Raw genomic sequence first — 18,220 nt, 5'->3', positions numbered from 1 at the left:
CCGCCCTCAGTCGCGCGTCTCGACCACCCAGTAGCCGTGCTCGGCGTAGCGCGCCCGGATGGCCTTCTTGTCGTACTTGCCCACGCTGGTACGCGGAATCTCGTCGACGAATGTCCACCGTTCGGGCAGCCACCAGCGAACCACCTTCTCCGCCAGGAACTTCCGCAGGTCCTCGGCGTTGACCGTGGTGCCTTCCTTGGCCACCACGACGGCCAGCGGCCGTTCCTGCCAGCGCTCGTCGGGCACGCCGACCACCGCGGCCTCGACCACGTGCGGGTGACCGATCAAGCTGTTCTCCAACTCGACCGAGGAGATCCACTCCCCGCCGGACTTGATGACGTCCTTGGCCCGGTCGGTCAGCGTCACGAAGCCCCGCTCGTCGATCCGTCCCACGTCGCCGGTGCGCAGCCAGCCGGAGTCGAACTTCGAGTCGTCGGCCGTCAGGTAGTACGAGCCGGCGATCCACGGGCCGCGGACTTCCACCTCGCCCACGGCCGCACCGTCGTTGGGCAGCGCCCGGCCATTGTCGTCGACGATCCGCATCTCCACGCCGCAAACGGGTTGGCCCTGGGTCCCGCGGAACGCCCAGTGCTGGTCTTCGGGCGTTCCCGGCGGCGGCCACGCCATGGTGGCCATCGGCGACGTTTCCGTCATCCCCCACAGCTGGCGGATCTGCACGCCGTGGTTCTCCTCGAAGGTCCGCATCAGCGACACCGGAACGGCCGATCCCCCGCAGACCACCAGCCGCAGCGACGACATGTCGTGGTCGGGTTCTTCCTCCAGCCGGTGCAAGACGTCGTTCCAGATCGTGGGCACCGCGCCCGCCACGGTCGGTCGCAGGTCCTCCACCATGCGGATCAGCGACCGCGCGTCGAGATGGCGGTCGGGCAACACCAGGTCGGCGCCGGCCATCAGCGCCGCGTAGGGCAGGCCCCAGGCGTTGGCGTGGAACATCGGCACGACGGGCAGCACGCTGTCGACGGAGCCCACACCGATGCCGTTGGCGGTGCAGGCCGCCATGGTGTGCAGGTAGCTCGAACGGTGGCTGTAGACAACGCCTTTCGGGTTACCGGTGGTGCCGCTGGTGTAACACATTGCGGCCGCGGACTTCTCGTCGAGCTCCGGCCAGTCGAAGTCGGGGGATTCGGCGTCGATCAATTCGGCATATCGCAGCACCGTCTTGCCTGCGCCCTCGAAGGCCGCGGCGTCGCCCTCCCCGACCACGATCACCGTGTGCACGGTCTTGAGGTCGCCCAGCACCGGGGCCAGCAACTTGATCAGCGACGAATCGACCAGCACGACTTGGTCTTCGGCCTCGTTGGCGACATAGGCGATCTGCTCGGCGAAGAGGCGGATGTTGAGGGTGTGCAACACGGCGCCCATCGACGGCACCGCCAGGTAGGTCGCCAGGTGTTCGGCGTTGTTCCACATGAACGTCGCCACCCGCTGGTCGCCGCTGACGCCCAGGCGTCGCAACCCGTTCGCCAGCCGAGCGGCATCTTGACCCAGCTCACGGTAGGTGATTCGCCGGTAACCCTCACCGGTGGCGGTGGCGACCGTGCGCGCGCCGTGGATACCGCAGCCGTGCCGCATGATCGCGGTGATCGTCAACGGAAAGTCCTGCATCGTGCTGTCCATCGAGATACCGCCTTTGGATCGCGGCGCAGCGTCGCCTGAATGTCACCCTCCGGCACGCGCGGTGCGGGCCGCGTCCCGGGCCGGCAACGCCTGTTCGCCGGCAGCCTCCACCCTAAGCCCCAGCTAGGCGGGGATGCAGGCAATCACCTAGGCGAGGACGGGTTCCCGCGGCACCGCCGCGGGCAGCCGGGTGGTCGATGCCTCCTGGCGCCCGCCGCCCGCCGCGATCGGCACGACGGTGACGACACCGGAGTGGCCGCCGATGTAGAGGTATCGCCCGTCGGGGCTTTCCACCACGCAGGACGGGTGCTCGGCCACCGTGATGTCCCCGACGACGTCGTGGGTGCCGGTGCACACGACCGCGACGTGCCCGTCGCTGACCAGGTAGGCGCGGCGCCCGTCGCGGCTGAGCGCCAAGCGGGTGATCGGACCGGAGAGCTCGCTGAGCTTGCGCGTGCCGGTGATCTCGCGGCTTCGGGTGTCGATGACGTCGAGGACCGCGCCGACCACCGGGCCGGAGCTGGCCACGTAGGCGATGCCGCCGTCGCCACTCAGCGCGACGTCGCGGATGGGCAGGCCGAGCTCGTAGATGCCGACGATGCGGGAGCCGCCGTCGGAGGGTGGGCCGGCCTCGACGACGACCAGCTGCCCACCGGAGGGCCCGTTGGTGGCGACGTACAGCTGACTTCCGTCGGGGCTGAGGCGCACGCAGTCCGCGGTGGTCCCCGCCGCGGTGGCGAGCTCGATCACCTCGGTCTCGCCCCCGAGGGTGTCCACCACCGCGACGTCGGCGCCGCGGCCCCGGTTCCGGCCGGCGTAGATGAACCTCCCGTCGGCGCTCACGGTGAGATCGCTCACACTGTGGGCCAGCGGGTGCCTCGCGATGAGCGCGTTCGCCGAGAAATCGACGACGCCGACGGAGTCATACGATGACGTTGCGGTGCTGATGTAGGCGAGCGGCGCGTCCCCCCCGCTCAGGGCGACCGCGAACGGTTCGTCGAGGCCGCCGAGGGTCTGCACCACCTGGCGGGCATCGGTGTCGACGACGGAGACCATGTCGCGGCCGGGGTTGACCACGACCAGCCGCCTCCCGTCCGGGCTGATGCCGAGGTCGCTGATCGGGCCGTTTCGCACCGGAATTGCCACGACCGAGGTGTCGTCGAAGTGGAACACACAGTCATCCTGGAAGGCCTTGCGGCCGTTCGAAGCGCTCACGCTGTACCGCCTTTGCTGTGTTGTCGGCGTGGAGGCGAAGTCGCCGGGACGTGTGCGACAATTCGGCCTCCGGATCCACCGGATCTCAGCACCGAAAGGCGCCGACGCGACTGGTTTTGCGAGTCTACCGGCCAGAATTCGCGTCAAACGGTTCAGAAATTCCCCGACGTTAGCTTCGTCACTCCCCGCACTCAGGTTCTGCTCAGGCTTTCAATTACGCTGTATCGCAGTCGCTTACCCTTAGCGAAAGTGACGCAAACGCTCATCCGGCGGATTTCGCTTTCGCCGCTAACGCCCGCGCTCAGCGCGTACGGTTGTCCAGGTTAAGAAACTCTCAGGCTTTGGTCCGCGGAGAGGGAAAGATCACACAGCTCACTGGCTGAACTGGGTGTGCGGCCGGACCAAGGCGACGCCATCGACGACGATGTCCAGCTTTTCGTTGTAAAACGCCACCAGACCGGCGATCTGGCCGACCGCGGGCAAGGGATAGTGGTAGGTCCAGGCCAGGTCCGCGTGCACGACGCCACCGGAGCGCACCGACCAGTAACCCGACGCCACGCCTTTGTACGGGCACAGCGTCTGTGTCGCGCTGGGTTCCAGATGCTCGAAGGCGATGTCGGTAGGATCGATGTAATACCTTGTCGGCAAGCCAGTTTCGAATAGCAGTACCGGAGACCTGGTGTCCGCCAACATGATTCCGTCCAGCTCCACCCGAACATGGCGGTGTGAACGCAGCGCATCCACCCGCGAGTAGGGATTGCGCGGATGGCCGTAGATCGGCTCGTCTTCCTCGAACCAGCGCAACGGATCCCATTCGAATCGCACCGTCCCGGCCACCGGGCCGTCACCGCCGGCGTCGAACACCCGCGCGGCGGACGGGTGGGTCTCGCCGGCGCGCTGCAAGGAATGCAGCCGCGAGGGGCCGAACTGCACGTGCTGCGGATGGTTCTCGTCGCGCAGGAACTCCGCGCGGACATCGGCCAAGGGGATGTAGTACTGCGGGTAGTGCGGCACCTCCCACACATAAAGCGCGGCGGTGGTGTCGAAGACCAGCGCGTCGCCGAGATAGCCCCGCACCCGGCGCGGCGCGGGTTCGACCCGCCCGCGGGCGGCGGCCACCTGCGGGTAGTCGCGCTCGGCGGTCACGTCTGATCCTTGGCGGCCAGACCGGCCGGCGCATGGGCGATCGCCGCCCGGATGGCGTCGGCCAGCGCCAGGGCGCTTTCCTCGGTGAGCTCCAGCGCCACCCGCGCCGACGGCCCGAGCTGGGGGTTGATCACGTCGATGTTGACGGTGTGGCCGTAGGGCGCGTGGACCGGGTGATCGACATACACCGTCGCGCGGCTGGCGCCGAACCATCCCGTGGCGCCCTTGGCGCTGCCGTCGATCGCGACGTGTTCGGTGAGATGGGTGCACATGGCGGGCGTACCTAGCCTTTCAGGTGGGTGGCGAAGAAGTCGTCGATGCGCCGCCAGCCGTCGACCGCCGCCTCCGGCCGGTATGCGGGGCGATCGACGGAGAAGAACGAGTGGCCCGCGCCCGCATAGGAGTGGAACTCGTGCGGCTTGTCCAGCTTGTTGAGCTCCTCGTCCAGGGTGGCCACCGCGGCCGGCGCCGGGAATCGGTCGTCGAGCCCGAACAGGCCGAGCAGTGGGCAACTCAGACCCGACGCGAGCCGCAGGATCGGCTTCATGACCTTGGGCATGCCCTCCGGCGGGTCCTCGACGATGAAGGCGCCGTAGCAGTCCACCGCGGCGTCGAACGGCAGCGAACAGGCCGCCAGGTACGCGTGCCTCCCGCCCGAACAGTGCCCGATGACGCCGAACTTGCCGTTGGCGCCCGGCAACGAGCGCAGGTGCTCGACCGCACCCGCGACGTCGCCCACCAGCCGCTCGTCGGGCACCCCGCCGGCGGCCCGCGCCGCCGCCGCCGCGTCGTCGGGTGACGCGCCTGGGGCCTCCCGCGAATAGAGGTTCGGGGCCATGGCGTGGTAGCCGCTGACGGCGAGCCGCCGGACGAATTCCTTGGTCTCGCGGTCGTAGCCGGGCATGTGGTGGATCCACACGACTCCCCCGCGACTCCCTTCGGCCAGCGGCATGGCGCGGTACGCCTCGATCTCGTCGCCGCCGTGGCCGGTGATGGTGACGGTTTCCGCGCGAATGGCGTCGGGGCTGAGCGCGTTCATCGCAAACCTTCCGGGCTCGCCGGTTGGGCCGCAACCGGGCGGAGCGCAGGCGGCCGGTCGGGCCGCCCCGCCGGACACCAACGTATCGGAACGCCCGCGCGGCCGGACGGTTCAGCTCACCTCCCGGGCCCTCACCTCGCGTGTCGTGCGACCTCGTTGTGCCGAGCGGACGTCACGCTGTAGGGGACGCCGGGCAGCGACTGGCCGCGCTGACGAATGGGGCACTGCACGTGGTTGACAGCGCTGAACATCAAGAGGCCCAAGACCGTGCCGGTGGTCGGGGTCATCACCGGCTGGTGGGTCAGCCGCACCGCGACGACGAAGGGGTGATCGTCGAAGCCGAACGGCGGGCCGCCCGGTTGCGCTCGGACGAACATCGTTTCGGTCGGCGCGGCGAGCGGTTCGACCGGCGCTCCCCGTTCGTGATGGGAATGACCGCCTCGGCCGGCGTGGCCGTGACCTATGCGGCGGTGCGTGTCCTCGGGTCGATGTCCTCGGTGCTGGTCTTGATCGGCGTGGCGATGTTCTTCGCGCTCGGGCTCGAGACCGCCGTGTCGTGGCTCGTCAACCACAGGCTGCCGCGGTGGGCGGCGGTCACGGCGGTGGTGACGCTCGTGTTCGCCCTCATCGCCGGGACGGTGGCCGCGACCATTCCCCCGCTGGTGCAGGAGGCGCGCCAGCTCGCCGAGCAACTGCCGCATTACCTGCAGCACATGCAAGACCGCTCGTCGCTGCTCGGCAGGCTCGACGAGCGCGTCCATCTGCAACAGCGGGTCACCGAGCTGGTCACCGGATCCGGCCGTTTCAGCGTCGCGGGGGTCGTCCGCACCGGGTCGGAGGTGTTCGGTGTGCTGTCCCACATCGGCATCGTGGCCATGCTGACCATCTACTTCCTCGCCGACATGCGCCGCATCCGGGCCGGCTTCTACCGGCTGATGCCCAACTCCCGCCGGCCGCGCGCCATCCTGATCGGCGACGAAGTGGTGGCGAAGTTCGGCGCCTACCTCTTCGGCAACGTGCTGACGTCGGTCATCGCGGGGTTCGCCACTTTCGTGTGGTGTGTCCTGCTCGACGTCCCCTACGCGGTTCTGCTGGGTGTCGTGGTGGCCGTCTTGGACCTCTTCCCCTACGGCTCGACGGTGGGCGGATTCGTCGTCGCCGCCGTCGCGCTCAGCGTCTCGATCCCGATCGCCATCGCGACCGTCGCGTTCTACATGGGATTCCGGTTGGGCGAGGATTATCTGTTGACCCCCAGGATCATCGGCCGGGCGGTCAGGGTGCCGGCCGGCGTCACGGTGGTCGCCGTGCTCCTCGGCGCCGCGTGGCTGGGCGTGGTCGGAGCGCTGGTCGCCATCCCGCTGGCGGCGGCCCTGCAGCTGCTCGCGCAGGAACTGCTGTTCCCGGCACTGGACGAGGCGTGAGCGGCACCGAAACCGTTGCGCGCGAAGGCTTTTACGCCCGCGCCGCCGCGCGGCTCCCGGCGAGGTCGAGGGCGATGTCGACGAGCATGTCCTCCTGCCCGCCCACCATGCCGCGGCGCCCCGCCTCGACCAGGAGCGTGCGGGCGTCGACGCCGAACCGTTCGGCCGCCGCCTCCGCATGGCGCAGGAAGCTCGAATACACGCCGGCGTAGCCGAGGGTGAGCGTCTCGCGATCCACGCGCACCGGACGCTCCTGCAGCGGGCGGACCAGGTCGTCGGCGGCATCCTCGAGGGCGTTGAGGTCGCAGCCGTGTGGCCAGCCCATCCGGGTGGCGGCCGCGATGAAGACCTCCAGCGGGGCGTTGCCGGCACCGGCGCCCATGCCGGCCAGGGACGCATCGACGCGCCGGCACCCGTGCTCGACGGCGACCATCGAGTTGGCGACGCCCAGGGACAGATTGTGGTGGGCATGGATGCCGACTTCGGTCTCGGCGCACAGCTTTTGGCGCACCGCGTCGACGCGCTCGGCGACGTCGCGCATGGTCATCGCGCCGCCGGAGTCGACGACGTAGACGCAGCCGGCGCCGAACCCCTCCATCAACCCGGCCTGCTCGGCCAGGGTCCGCGGGGTGGTCAGGTGGCTCATCATCAGGAACCCGACGGTGTCCATGCCCAGTTCGCGGGCGGCGGCGATGTGGTGCGCGGAGATGTCGGCCTCGGTGCAGTGGGTGGCGACCCGCACCACGGCGGCCCCGGCCCGGTGCGCCGCGGCGAGGTCGCCGACGGTGCCGATTCCCGGCAGGACCAGCGTGGCGATCTTCGCGCGCCGGACCGCCCCGGCGACCGCTTCGATCCACTCCAGGTCGGTGTGTGCGCCGAACCCGTACACGCAGCTGGAGCCGCCCAGCCCGTCGCCGTGGGCGACCTCGATGGAGTCGACCCCTGCGGCGTCGAGCGCCGCGGCGATGTCGGCGGCCTGGCGCAGCGTGTACTGGTGGCGCACCGCGTGCATCCCGTCGCGCAAGGTGACGTCGCTGATGTGGAGCCGGTCGGTCACGACGACACCCCCGATCCCGTGAACGAATGCGCCGCAATGCTTTCCGCGGTGGCCAGCGCCGCGGAGGTCATGATGTCGAGGTTGCCGGCGTAGGCCGGCAGGTAGTCCGCGGCGCCGGTCACCTGCAGCAGGGCGGTGATCCGGGTGCCGATGAATTTCCCCGTCTCGGGGATGTGCAGGGGGTGGTCGGGACCGAACGTCTCGAACTGTACGGGTTGCTTGAGCCGATATCCGGGCACGTAGCGCCGGACCCGCTCCACCATCGCGGCGATGGACGTCTCGATCGCGGCGTGATCGCAATCCCCTTCCACGAGGCAGTAGACCGTGTTGCGCATCAGGATCGGCGGGTCCGCGGGGTTGAGGACGATCACCGCCTTGCCCCGCTGCGCGCCGCCGACGACTTCCAATGCGGTGGCGGTGGTTTCGGTGAACTCGTCGATGTTCGCGCGGGTGCCCGGGCCAGCGGACTTCGACGAGATCGACGACACGATCTCGGCGTAGGCCACCGGCGCCGACCGGTTCACCGCGGCCACGATCGGCACCGTGGCCTGCCCCCCGCACGTCACCATGTTGAGGTTCGGCGCGTCGAGGTGGTCTTCGAGGTTGACCACCGGCACACAGAACGGGCCGATCGCGGCCGGGGTGAGGTCGAGTACACGTACGCCGTTGTGCCGCAACGCATCCCAGTGCGTGGCGTGGGCCTCGGCGGAGGTGGCGTCGAACACCAGGCGGACCCGCTCGAAGCCCGGCATGGCCAACAGTCCGTCGATGCCGTCCGACGACGTCGGCACCCCCAGCCGGCCCGCGCGGGCCAGCCCGTCGGAGGCGGGGTCGATGCCGATCATGGCCGCGATCGTCAGCGGTCCGCCGCCCCGCATGATCTTGAGCATCAGGTCGGTCCCGATGTTGCCCGACCCGATGATCGCCACGGGAAATCGCCGACCGGCCATGGTGTTTCCTCCCGGCCTACGCGAAACTCACGCCGACGGTGCCGAGGCCGGTGATGGTGGCCGCTGCGCGGTCTCCGGCCTGGACGAAGGCGGCCGTGGTGTAGGAGCCCGACATCACCAACTGCCCGGCCTCGATCGCCGTTCCGTACTCGGCCAGGGCGTTGGCCAGCCAGGCGACGGCCGCCGCCGGATCACCCATCACGGCGGCGCCCCGCCCCGTTTCGACGAGCGCGTCGTTGAGGTAGAGCGCCGCGGTGGTGCCGGGCAGCCACGGCGCGTCCGCGATCGGCACCCACTCGCCCAGCACCACGGCGCCGGAGCTGGCGTTGTCGGCGACGGTGTCCGCCAGGGTGATTCGCCAGTCGGCGATGCGGCTGTCGACGATCTCCAGCGCCGCGGCCACCGCCCCGGTGGCCGCCATCACCGCGGCCGCCGTCACCCCGGGACCGCGCAGCGGGGCCCGCAGCAGGAACGCCACTTCCGGCTCCACCCGCGGCGTGCAGAATGCCCGCCTGGGCACCGCCGCGCCGTCGTCCAGCACCATGGTGTCCAGGACGTAGCCGAAGTCGGGTTCGTCGACACCGAGCAGCGCCTGCATCGGCGCGGAGGTCAGCCCGATCTTGTGGCCACGCACGCGGGCGCCCGCCCCGAGATGGCGCGCGAGGTTGCGCCGTTGCACCCAATAGGCCTGCGCCACATTGAGGCTCGGGTAGGCCTCGGTCAGCGGAGGGATCGGGTTGCCGGTCGCCTGCGCCGCGTACAACCGCTGGGCGGCCTCGTCCAGCTGCGGGTCCTGGGAGGTCAACTCGATCACGTGAGTTCCCCCGACTGCAGCAGTTGGGTCGCCGACTGGAAGACCAGGCGGGCGTGCAGGTCGAACAGTTTGATCAGGTCCACCGAGTCGCCGCCGACCTCCTTGGCGATGAACAGCCCGTCGGCCCCGGCGATCGCGTAGGTGGTCAGCAGGCGCACACCCTCCTCGTCGAGCTCCGGCGCGACATCGCGCACGATCGCCTCGAACCGGTGAAAGGCCGCGTCGCGCACCTGGAGGAACATCTCCCTCGCCCGCGGCTCGACCGGGCGGCGCTCCAACGCCAGCATCAACCCCAGCCGGATGAAGTCGGGCGCATCGAGCAGCGCCTTGGCCACCTGCGTGCCGAGGTCGGCCACCCGCTCCTGGACCAGGGCGCCCCCGGGCAGGTCGAGCGCCGCGAGCCAGCGGCCGAAGCTGCGCTCGATGACCGCGGCGATCAGGTCGTCCTTGTCGGCGAAGTGCCAATAGATCGAGGTCGGCGGCAGGCCGCTCTTCTTGCTGACCAGCGAGATGGTGGTGCCGTCGTACCCGCGTTCGGTGGCGACCTCCGTCGCCGCGTCCAGGATCCGCTCGCGCGACTGCTCCCCGTTGGCCCGGGTGCGCCGTCCGGCGCGGGATCCGGTGGGGCCGGTGCTGCCGGCGTCGGCGGTCACGGTGCCTCCTTCGGGGTGTTGACGCTCACCTGACGAAAGCTTAATGTATGGATCACTACATTAACAAGTCGCCGGAAGGGCCGAGATGACGGACCGAAAGACTTATGACGTGGCGATCGTCGGCTACGGCCCGGTCGGCTGCACCGCGGCGAACCTGCTGGGTCAACTGGGACTGAACGTCGTTGTGGTGGAACGTGATCCCGACATCTATGCGCGGGCACGCGCCATCTCCACCGACGAGGAGGTGGTTCGCATCTGGCAGCAGGTGGGGCTGGCGGACCGGCTCAACGCCGACATGCAGCCCGGCTGCGGGGCGAACTTCGTCGACGCCAACGGCGTGCCCTTTGTCAAGCTGCTGCCCGTGTCCAGGGGTAACGGGCACCCGCCGCAGCAGTTCATCTATCAGCCCGCGCTGGAGAAGGTGCTGCGCGAGGGCGTCGACCGCTTCCCCAACGTGTCCGTCCTGCTCGAGCACGAGTGCCTGCGGTTGGTTCCGCAGACTGACGGCGTCGAGCTGATGCTGGCCGATCTGACCACCGACGAGTTTCGGCGGATCCGCGCCACCTACGTGATCGCCGCCGACGGCGGATCCAGCGCCACCCGCGCCCAGTTGGGCGTCGGATTCGGCGGCCGCACCTACGCCGAGCGCTGGATCGTCATCGACACCAGGGTGCTCAAGCAATGGCCCGGTCACGACCAGCTCCGGTTTCACTGCAACCCCGACCGGCCGACCGTCGACTGCCCCACCCCGCTGGGACACCACCGCTGGGAGTTCCCGGTGCGCGACGAGGAGGACGAGCGCGACCTGCTGTCGGAGGACGCGATCTGGAAGGTGCTGCGCCGCCAGGGAATATCGCCGGAGAACGTGCAGATCCTCGGCTTCGCCTGCTATAGCCACCACGTCCGCTTCGCCGACCGGTGGCGGGTGGGCCGGATCTTCCTGGCGGGCGACGCCGCCCACGCGATGCCCCCGTGGATCGGCCAGGGCATGTGCGCGGGGGTGCGGGACGTGGCGAACCTGTGCTGGAAGCTCGGGGCCGTGCTGAACGGGTCGCTGCCGGAATCCGTGCTCGACACCTATCAGACCGAGCGGCTGCCGCACGTGCAGGAGGTGACCAACCGCGCGGTGAAGACGGGCAAGCTCATCATCGAACGCAACCGGTGGCGCGCCGCGGCCCGCAATCATCTATTCCGCACCGCAAGCAAGCTGCCCTACTTCCTGACCTGGCTGCGTGAACACCGCTGGTTGCCCGACGCCCGCTACCGGGATGGTCTGCTGGCCCGCAACGGAAACCGGGCCGTCGGCTGGCTCATCCCCCAGCCCTGGGTCCGCGACGAAAAGGGCGACGTGGTGCGTCTCGACGACGTGGTGGGCCGCCGCTGGACCGTGCTGCACAGCGGCCCCGCATTCGACTGGCCGGACTGGCGGGCCGCCGGGGTGCCCGTCCTGCAAGTGATTGCGCCCCAAAGCGTTCCGCGTGCCGACTGCGTCGTCGACACCGACGGGTCGCTGACCGCCTGGCTGAACGGGAAGGGCGCCTCGGCGGTGGTCGTGCGCCCCGACGGCTTCGTCTATGCCGGCGCCACCGACCATCAACCCCTCCCGCCGCCGCCGGCGGGCTTCACGGCGTGAGGACGACCCAGTGACCACGAACACCATCACCGAACGCACCGTCCGCGTCAAAGGGAAGGACATCTTCTTCGCCGAGACCGGCAGTGGCCCGGCTGTCGTGCTGTTGCACGGCGGCGGGCCGGGCGCGTCGGGGATGTCGAACTACGCCCGCAACATCGAGCCGCTCGCCGAGCACTTCCGGGTCATCGTTCCGGACATGCCCGGCTACGGCCGCTCCACCAAGGGCGTCTCTCGCCGAGATCCGTTCGGATACCTCGCCGATCACATCCGGGGCGTGCTCGACGAGCTCGGCATCGACAGCGCGCACCTGGTCGGCAACTCCTACGGCGGGTCGTGTGCGTTGCGGCTGGCCCTGGACACCCCCCACCGGGTGACCAAGCTCGTGCTGATGGGTCCCGGCGGCGTCGGGACCAGCCGCGGGTTGCCCAGCGAGGGCCTGCGGAGCCTGCTGGCCTACTACGGCGGGGACGGCCCCAGCCTGGAAAAGCTGCGCACGTTCATCCGCTCGTACCTGGTGCATGACGGCGACGCGGTGCCCGACTCGCTGATCGAAGCCCGCTACCGGGCGTCGATCGACCCCGAGGTGGTGGCGAATCCGCCGCTGCAAAGGCCCGCGGGGTTGCGCACGCTGTGGCGGATGGACTTCACCCGCGACCGCCGGCTCGGCAGCCTCCCGACGCCCACACTGGTCATCTGGGGCCGCGACGACAAGGTGAACAAGCCCAGCGGCGCGGCGATGCTTTCCGACCGGCTGCCCAACGCCGACGTCCTGCTCGTCGCCAACACCGGACATTGGGTCCAGTGGGAGCGCGCCGAACTGTTCAACGCCGTCACCGCCGCGTTCCTGACCACCTAATCGCTGCACGAGACGACAGGGATCAAGATGTCCACCACTGCACGACCGTCGGTGTTCGGCAAGGCGCACCTGGGTTACGTCGTGATCGAAACCGACAAGATGACCGACTGGAAGCGCTTCGGTCGCGACGCGATCGGCATGCACCTCGACGAGATGGCGCCCGACACCGTCCGGTTCCGCCTCGACGACGACGCATGTCGCGTGCTGCTGCGACGCGGCCCGGCCGAGGACGTCGTGGCGCTGGGCTGGCAGCTCGACGGCCATCCGACGTTCGACGAGATCGGTCGCCGCGTCGCCGACCACGGGGTGCCCAGCGCCGAGGGCACCGACGAAGAGGCGAAGCTGCGCGGTGTCGAGCGCTTCCTGCGATTCCCCGGCCCCAACGGGCTCGGCCAGGAGATCTACACCACCGCCCGCACCGCCCCGTTGCCGCTGGACATCCCGGGCAGCGGATTCGTCACCGGCGCAGGCGGAATGGGCCACGTCGCCCTCACGACCAAGAAGCCGCACGACGTGCGCGGCTACTACCACCACGTCTTCGATGCCCGCCTGTCGGACTACATCGACGAGACCATCAGCGGAATGAAGTTCAAGATCCGGTTCCTGCGGGTCAACGAACGCCACCACTCGGTGGCGATCGCGTCGGTGAATGCGTTGCCTGTCAACCCCATTCGCACCCGCGTGCAGCACGTCAACGTGCAGGTCGCCACGCTCGACGACATGGTCGGCTCCTACCAGCGGGTCAGGGAACTGGGATTCGAGATCGCCCTGTCGGTCGGTCAGCACACCAACGACAAGGAGCTGTCCTACTACGCGGCGACGCCGTCGGGCTTCGAATGGGAGGTGGGCTGGAACCCCATCGTCGTCGACGAGGCCACCTGGAGCCCCACCACCCACCAGGGCATCAGCATCTGGGGCCACAGTCCGGAAGGGCAGACCGTCGTCGCCAAACTCAACCAGTTCGCGGCGGCCGCCCGCTCGCTACGGCACCGGGAAGACACCGTGGCCGCGCTCAGCGCGCCGGGCATCCCCGACGACTAGCGGCGATCGCGAGCGCGGCGTAGCCGGGCGAAGCGGGTCGCCGCCATCGGCTAGCGGCGATCGCGAGCGCGGCGTAGCCGGGCGAAGCGGGTCGCCGCCATCGGCTAGCGGCGATCGCGAGCGCGGCGTAGCCGGGCGAAGCGGGTCGCCGCCATCGGCTAGCGGCGGGCCCGGCGACGGCACCGATCAGCGCCGCTTGTCGCGCACCTTGTAGGTCGACGGCCACGACTTGCGCGACTCATCGCCGGTCAACGGGGTGCCCATGCCTCCCACCTTGACGTTGTAGGCCTCCTTGCCGGGGCCGACCTCCCGGTTGGCGTGTTCCTGCGCGAGGAAGTACAACTCGTCGATGGTGGCCTCGTCGTAGGCGACGAACGAGGTTTCGCGCTCGATGTCGTCGATACCGATCAGCATCCGCGCGGGCAGGAACCGCGAGGCCACCGCCGCCAGACCCAGCAGCGTGAACGGAATCAGCCAGTAACACACGTACGACAACGGAGTCCTGGCGTCCAGGATGGTGGCGTCACCCCGCACGATCGGCGGGATGGCCGAGGAGACCGTCATACCGGCCGCCGTCCCCACCCAGATCCAGCTCAGGACCCCCACTACCCGGCCGAACAGTTCGGTCTTGACGACGTCGGCGGGTTGTTCCGCGCCGGCGAACGTGCGCACGAAGGGCCTGCCCGTCAGCGTGCCGACCAGCGCCACCACCAGGAACCCTCCGGTGCTGAGTGGCAGCATCCACCGTTGGGCGAACGGGTCGCCCAACGCGAAGGTCAGCGCCGTCAACACCACAAACACTGCGACAGAACCGATTTCGAGCGTCCGCTCCGGCTTGCCGCCGACCGCCCCGGCCGCCAGGGCGATGACCGCGACCGCCAGGGCCGTCACCGCGGCGGCACCGAACGGCACGTTACCGACGAGCCCCCAATAAACGATCCACGACGCAAGACCAGACAGCATGCCCACGATGGGCCAGTGTATGAGCGGCGGATTGCCGTGCCGTCGTCGGCAAGGGGAAACACCGCAGCCCGTCAGTCTGGTCGGACCGCCAAGTAGGGGCTTACGGCCCTTGGCATCGCCCCCCGCCGGCGTCAGTCTTGAAGCCAGACGTTTGCAGGCGATGGCGGGCTCCGGAAGCTGGCAGCCAGGACAGGGTGAGGCTGGGCCGAGCTATGGAGCGCACGGCGAGACCGGCTGAAGGCGTGGTGGCGATCGGCGCATCCGCCGGAGGTATCGAAGCGTTGTGCGAACTGGCGGCGGGCATGCCGGCCGACTTCCCGTTCGCGGTGATGATCGTCATCCACATGAGCCCGGGAGCGCCTTCGCTGCTGGCGCAGATCATCGGCCGATGCGGCCCGTTGCCGGCGGTCGCCGCCGTCGACGGCGATGTCCTGGAGGCCGGACGCATCTACGCCGCCGTGCCCGATCACCATCTGCTTGCCCGCGACCATCGCGTGGCGCTGTCGGACGGGCCGTGGGAGAGCGGTCACCGGCCGGGGATCGACGCGCTCTTCCGATCCGTCGCGCTGGACTACGGCCCCCGGGCAATCGGTGTCCTGATGTCAGGACTGCTCGACGACGGCGTGGCCGGGCTGCGCGCCATCAAGGCCAAGGGAGGAGTCACCGTGGTCCAGGATCCGGCGGACGCGCTTTTTCCCGATCTGCCTAACAATGCCTTGAAAGCCAACGCGGTCGATGAGACCGCGGTGGCGAAGGACATCGGCAGGCTGCTGGGCCAGCTGGCCGACCGCGACATCGAAGAGCTGCCGGCGGACCCGGACGGGCGGCTCGAGCTGGAGAACCGGATCGCGATGGGCAGCCAATTCGCCGCTTCGGTCGGCATGGAGGACCTGGGTCCGCCGACCGGGTACACGTGCCCGAGCTGCAACGGCGCGCTGATGGCCGTTGCCGACAACGGGTACCGCTGTCCGGTCGGCCATGCGTGGACCGCCCAGGCGCTGCTTTCGGCTTACGGTGAAGCACTCGAGGAAGCGATCTGGGCGGCGATCCGCACCTTGAAGGATACCGCGCGACTGTCGCACACTCTGGCCGAAAATGCCGAGAGCGCAGTGGATTTGGAAGGTTATACCGGTGCGGCCAACCGCGCCGCGCACGCGATCGCCGCGTTGCGCCAGGGGCTTCTGGCGGCGAAAGCCGCCAACGGCGGGAGCACCGAAACGGGGTGAACGGTTACCGGGAGAGGCCGGGGTTCAGCGCCATCGCCAAAAAGTCGATGCGCCAGAGCGACTGGAAGAGCTTTCGCCCGAATTCCCTGACCCGGTCGGCGTTTTCCGGGCCGACGTCATCGCGCTGTGCCACCGACTCGATGATCGCCCGCATCGTGCGGCGGCCGTCGACCTGCTGGACGAAGGGCAGCTGGGCCGGGTTGAGCCGCAGCTTCGCTCCGGGCAAATGGATTTCGTCCCCGGACAGCAGGCAGGCCGTGCGCGCCAGCGGAACGTAGTCGAGCGCCTCAGCCGTCGAGAAGTCGATTGCGTAATGCTCTCTCGGGCGTTCGGGGCGGCAGGCCATGAAGAAGTGGGTGGCGTTAGCCGGCTGCAGTCGTTCCATCACGGACCACAATTGGGCGTCCGGAAGTTGGTCCAGCATCGCCTGGAACCGGCTCGCCGGCGCGACGAAATGGTGTGGGTAGTAAGGCGTCTTGTGAAACCATCCCTGGAATGCCAGCCCGGCAGAGCTGACCAGGTCGAGGCATTCGGTAACGGTGTAGCTTCGCTGGCGACTGTGCAGGAACGTATCCACCAGGGCGCCGTCGGACATCAGATCGCGCGCGTTCTTCAGGTAGGACCGCACCGGGTGGTCCGCCGGCAGCACCGTGATCGCCTCTTTGACCAATTGGACCGATGCGTCGTCCTGCGTCAGTCCGAGGTCGCGAAACACCGATTCAAGCATGTCGACACCGATGCGGCCGTACTTCGCGTAAAGCATGACGGCCAGCACCCCATCGGTGCGCAGACATCCGCCGAGCGCTTCGAGGCCGGCCAGCGGGTCTGCCATGTGGTGCAAGACGCCGGTGGAAACGATCAGATCGAAGTCGCGGGACAGCGTCGCCACTTCTTCGATGGGGAGGAGGTGCAATTCCAGGTTGTCCAGGCCGTGCTTGTCTTTCAGATATTGCTGGTGCTTGAGCGCGGACCGGCTGACGTCGATGGCGACCACTTTGGCGGCGCGGTTGGTGAAGGCGAACAGGGCCGCCTGGAAGGTGCCGCAACCCGCGATGAGGATGTCGAGGTCCGGCTGGTAGTCACGGTTTGGCCATAAGACCCGGTGCGCCCGGAAGGGGTCGAACCAATCCCAGTGGTTGGTGCTCCAGGCCGCAAGGTCGGTCACCGGTGGCGGATACTCCCACCGATCGTATTGGCGGGAGACGCCGTCGCCCCGCGGATCGTCGGTCACTTCGGTCCAACTCCTTCACGGTGGCGGTCGCGACAAACTTACTGTGCCTACCGCCTTTCAACCCGTCGACGGTATGACGCCATGGCCGCGGTTCGCGTTCACATCAGCGAGGGCCCCGGAATCACCCAGATCAGCGAGCTGTCGATACGGCCCCGGCACTGCGGGCAATACGCGGCCACGGACAGGCCGGCGAAGTAACTGGACTCCCGCGTCGAGAGGTCGGAGCCGTACTCCACCTTCAATGCCAGCACGCTGGCATTGAAGGTGGAGACCGATCAATTCGGCGAAGGCACCGGTACTTTCGTTCCGGCCGCCGCCTGCGTGGACTGCCCGTTCGTCTCCGGCGCGCTCACGTCGCGCAGCGTGACGGGTCGTGAACGCCACCCGGCGTACCCGAGAGCCGCGCTGATCGCCGTGTACACAACGGCCTCCGTCCACATGAACCCGACGCCCCATTTCCTCCCGAGGAAGATGGGCTCGTCGATGATGCCGGCGGATGCGGCGACGGCATAGCCCGCGTGCGCGTAGGCGATGCCGGCGAACGCTCCGCAGAAGAACTTGCTCATTTCGCGATTCATTTCGTTGCCCTCTCTCGGTCGCCACGAAGTCGTGTGATCTCACTGTCGACGCTGCCCGGCCGCCAGAGGTAGGGGCCAAGGTCCTCCCGCGCCGGACCCTTTGTCGCATTCCGTCGAGCGCCGACGAGGCCGGCTCGACCTAAGCCCTAGGGGTTTCCGTTGACGAGGCGATCGCGGATGGCGGTGGCGGTGGAGAGGTGCCCCTCGGCAGAGTTCATGAATTCGCCCGCGTGGCGGGCCTCGTTGGCATCGCGGTCCTCGATCGCGGCGACGCAGAAGTGGGACGCGGCGTCGAAGTCGTCGAGGCTGGCTTGTAGAGCGTCGGTGAGTTCTTTGTTGGGCGACGGCAGGTGGCCCTGCAGGGAGATCGCCGCGTCATGACCATCGTGGCAAGCCGCCGCGAGAGCGGGGTAGTCCCGGCTGCCGATGGCGAAGGTGGCCTTGCCCATGGCGATTCCCAGCTTCTGCATGTCGCCCGTGGTCAGCTCGACCCATCCGCGCACGGCTTGGGCGTGCGGCGTTGTCGTGGTGACGCCGCCGCCGCTGGGGTGTGTGTGAGTCGAACACCCTGCGACGAGAAGAACCACCGCAACGACCCCAATGGCTTGCTTGATCACCCGGCCTCCTAAACCCTGTGCACGGTGATCCTTCGCCCCGACAACGCCGCTCGGACAGAGCACAAAGGCTCTATCTTCGACGGCAAGGCAACCCTGAGCGATCACCGGATCAGCGACCGCGCTACCCATCCCGACCTGCGCC

The 18,220-nt window shown here is 68.8% G+C and carries 19 protein-coding genes and 1 pseudogene; 5 read left to right on the top strand and 15 right to left on the bottom strand.

Annotated features, from left to right (window positions below):
• Positions 1-6: 6 nt before the first annotated feature.
• From U8D42_RS02670 to U8D42_RS02650, 5 genes are all read right to left on the bottom strand, one after another.
• A complete protein-coding gene (locus tag U8D42_RS02670) occupies positions 7-1,638 on the bottom strand; it encodes a long-chain fatty acid--CoA ligase (protein ID WP_322859329.1) in 1,632 nt (543 codons plus the stop codon).
• 147 nt (positions 1,639-1,785) lie between these two features.
• On the bottom strand, positions 1,786-2,853 hold the full coding sequence (locus U8D42_RS02665; protein ID WP_322859330.1) for a WD40 repeat domain-containing protein: 1,068 nt from the start codon (positions 2,851-2,853) through the stop codon (positions 1,786-1,788).
• A gap of 372 nt (positions 2,854-3,225) precedes the next feature.
• The gene (locus tag U8D42_RS02660) at positions 3,226-3,999 is read right to left on the bottom strand and encodes a DUF427 domain-containing protein (RefSeq protein WP_322859331.1); all 774 of its coding nucleotides are present in this window, start codon (positions 3,997-3,999) and stop codon (positions 3,226-3,228) included.
• The gene (locus tag U8D42_RS02655) at positions 3,996-4,271 is read right to left on the bottom strand and encodes a DUF6295 family protein (RefSeq protein WP_322859332.1); all 276 of its coding nucleotides are present in this window, start codon (positions 4,269-4,271) and stop codon (positions 3,996-3,998) included. The genes U8D42_RS02660 and U8D42_RS02655 overlap by 4 nt, the downstream gene beginning before the upstream one ends.
• A gap of 11 nt (positions 4,272-4,282) precedes the next feature.
• Complete coding sequence (locus U8D42_RS02650) at positions 4,283-5,038, bottom strand: dienelactone hydrolase family protein (protein ID WP_322859333.1); 756 nt, start codon at positions 5,036-5,038, stop codon at positions 4,283-4,285.
• 230 nt (positions 5,039-5,268) lie between these two features.
• Between U8D42_RS02650 and U8D42_RS02645 the strand changes: the two genes are divergently transcribed.
• On the top strand, positions 5,269-6,459 hold the full coding sequence (locus U8D42_RS02645) for an AI-2E family transporter (RefSeq protein ID WP_348636935.1): 1,191 nt from the start codon (positions 5,269-5,271) through the stop codon (positions 6,457-6,459).
• A gap of 31 nt (positions 6,460-6,490) precedes the next feature.
• Here U8D42_RS02645 and dmpG read toward each other — a convergent pair whose 3' ends face one another.
• Genes dmpG through U8D42_RS02625 form a run of 4 tightly spaced genes read right to left on the bottom strand, consistent with a single transcriptional unit; the run spans position 6,491 to position 9,933 of the window.
• Entirely contained in the window at positions 6,491-7,471 is a 981-nt protein-coding gene (dmpG, locus tag U8D42_RS02640; RefSeq protein ID WP_431523853.1) for a 4-hydroxy-2-oxovalerate aldolase, read from the bottom strand.
• A 41-nt stretch (positions 7,472-7,512) separates the two neighbouring features.
• Positions 7,513-8,445 carry an acetaldehyde dehydrogenase (acetylating) gene (locus U8D42_RS02635; protein ID WP_322859490.1) on the bottom strand — a complete coding sequence of 311 codons (933 nt, stop codon included), beginning with the start codon at positions 8,443-8,445 and terminating at the stop codon, positions 7,513-7,515.
• 37 nt (positions 8,446-8,482) lie between these two features.
• Positions 8,483-9,271 carry a 2-keto-4-pentenoate hydratase gene (locus tag U8D42_RS02630; protein WP_322859491.1) on the bottom strand — a complete coding sequence of 263 codons (789 nt, stop codon included), beginning with the start codon at positions 9,269-9,271 and terminating at the stop codon, positions 8,483-8,485.
• Between the two features lie 5 nt (positions 9,272-9,276).
• On the bottom strand, positions 9,277-9,933 hold the full coding sequence (locus U8D42_RS02625; protein WP_322859336.1) for a TetR/AcrR family transcriptional regulator: 657 nt from the start codon (positions 9,931-9,933) through the stop codon (positions 9,277-9,279).
• An 85-nt stretch (positions 9,934-10,018) separates the two neighbouring features.
• On the opposite strand from U8D42_RS02625, the gene U8D42_RS02620 reads away from it, so the two are divergent.
• Genes U8D42_RS02620 through U8D42_RS02610 form a run of 3 tightly spaced genes read left to right on the top strand, consistent with a single transcriptional unit; the run spans position 10,019 to position 13,463 of the window.
• Entirely contained in the window at positions 10,019-11,566 is a 1,548-nt protein-coding gene (locus tag U8D42_RS02620) for a bifunctional 3-(3-hydroxy-phenyl)propionate/3-hydroxycinnamic acid hydroxylase (RefSeq protein ID WP_322859337.1), read from the top strand.
• Between the two features lie 10 nt (positions 11,567-11,576).
• Entirely contained in the window at positions 11,577-12,422 is an 846-nt protein-coding gene (locus tag U8D42_RS02615) for an alpha/beta fold hydrolase (RefSeq protein ID WP_322859338.1), read from the top strand.
• Between the two features lie 27 nt (positions 12,423-12,449).
• Positions 12,450-13,463, top strand: coding sequence for a VOC family protein (locus U8D42_RS02610; RefSeq protein ID WP_322859339.1), 1,014 nt, complete (start codon positions 12,450-12,452; stop codon positions 13,461-13,463).
• Here the strand turns inward: U8D42_RS02610 and U8D42_RS29315 are convergent.
• Positions 13,407-13,646 (bottom strand): annotated as a pseudogene (locus U8D42_RS29315) (gamma-glutamyl-gamma-aminobutyrate hydrolase family protein); the annotation flags it as partial. The gene U8D42_RS02610 and the pseudogene U8D42_RS29315 overlap by 57 nt on opposite strands.
• Positions 13,647-13,649: 3 nt before the next feature.
• The gene (locus U8D42_RS02605; protein WP_322859340.1) at positions 13,650-14,432 is read right to left on the bottom strand and encodes a hypothetical protein; all 783 of its coding nucleotides are present in this window, start codon (positions 14,430-14,432) and stop codon (positions 13,650-13,652) included.
• Between the two features lie 206 nt (positions 14,433-14,638).
• Here U8D42_RS02605 and U8D42_RS02600 point away from each other — a divergent pair, with 206 nt between their 5' ends.
• Positions 14,639-15,652, top strand: a complete 1,014-nt coding sequence (locus U8D42_RS02600; protein ID WP_322859341.1) for a chemotaxis protein CheB — start codon at positions 14,639-14,641, stop codon at positions 15,650-15,652.
• Between the two features lie 4 nt (positions 15,653-15,656).
• Here the strand turns inward: U8D42_RS02600 and U8D42_RS02595 are convergent, their stop codons facing one another.
• The 4 genes from U8D42_RS02595 to U8D42_RS02580 all read right to left on the bottom strand — a co-directional run bounded on the left by U8D42_RS02595 (position 15,657) and on the right by U8D42_RS02580 (position 18,207).
• On the bottom strand, positions 15,657-16,883 hold the full coding sequence (locus tag U8D42_RS02595) for a methyltransferase (protein WP_085238965.1): 1,227 nt from the start codon (positions 16,881-16,883) through the stop codon (positions 15,657-15,659).
• 98 nt (positions 16,884-16,981) lie between these two features.
• A complete protein-coding gene (locus U8D42_RS02590) occupies positions 16,982-17,134 on the bottom strand; it encodes a DUF732 domain-containing protein (protein ID WP_322859342.1) in 153 nt (50 codons plus the stop codon).
• Positions 17,135-17,158: 24 nt separating this feature from the next.
• Positions 17,159-17,449: a hypothetical protein gene (locus U8D42_RS02585; RefSeq protein ID WP_322859343.1), complete on the bottom strand. Its 291-nt coding sequence runs from the start codon at positions 17,447-17,449 to the stop codon at positions 17,159-17,161.
• A gap of 158 nt (positions 17,450-17,607) precedes the next feature.
• On the bottom strand, positions 17,608-18,207 hold the full coding sequence (locus U8D42_RS02580) for a hypothetical protein (RefSeq protein ID WP_348636934.1): 600 nt from the start codon (positions 18,205-18,207) through the stop codon (positions 17,608-17,610).
• Positions 18,208-18,220: the final 13 nt, after the last annotated feature.

Source organism: Mycobacterium europaeum, from assembly GCF_034555895.2.
Lineage (GTDB): Bacteria > Actinomycetota > Actinomycetes > Mycobacteriales > Mycobacteriaceae > Mycobacterium > Mycobacterium europaeum.
This window is presented reverse-complemented; position numbering and strand designations above follow the sequence as displayed.

What these genes read in the sequence shown, in the direction of transcription:
- U8D42_RS02670 (WP_322859329.1), bottom strand. Translation starts at nt 1,638, where the DNA reads ATGGACAGCACGATGCAGGACTTTCCGTTGACGATCACCGCGATCATG.
- U8D42_RS02655 (WP_322859332.1), bottom strand. Translation starts at nt 4,271, where the DNA reads ATGTGCACCCATCTCACCGAACACGTCGCGATCGACGGCAGCGCCAAG.
- U8D42_RS02650 (WP_322859333.1), bottom strand. Translation starts at nt 5,038, where the DNA reads ATGAACGCGCTCAGCCCCGACGCCATTCGCGCGGAAACCGTCACCATC.
- dmpG (WP_431523853.1), bottom strand. Translation starts at nt 7,471, where the DNA reads ATGCACGCGGTGCGCCACCAGTACACGCTGCGCCAGGCCGCCGACATC.
- U8D42_RS02620 (WP_322859337.1), top strand. Translation starts at nt 10,019, where the DNA reads ATGACGGACCGAAAGACTTATGACGTGGCGATCGTCGGCTACGGCCCG.
- U8D42_RS02610 (WP_322859339.1), top strand. Translation starts at nt 12,450, where the DNA reads ATGTCCACCACTGCACGACCGTCGGTGTTCGGCAAGGCGCACCTGGGT.
- U8D42_RS02600 (WP_322859341.1), top strand. Translation starts at nt 14,639, where the DNA reads ATGGAGCGCACGGCGAGACCGGCTGAAGGCGTGGTGGCGATCGGCGCA.
- U8D42_RS02585 (WP_322859343.1), bottom strand. Translation starts at nt 17,449, where the DNA reads ATGAGCAAGTTCTTCTGCGGAGCGTTCGCCGGCATCGCCTACGCGCAC.
- U8D42_RS02580 (WP_348636934.1), bottom strand. Translation starts at nt 18,207, where the DNA reads ATGGGTAGCGCGGTCGCTGATCCGGTGATCGCTCAGGGTTGCCTTGCC.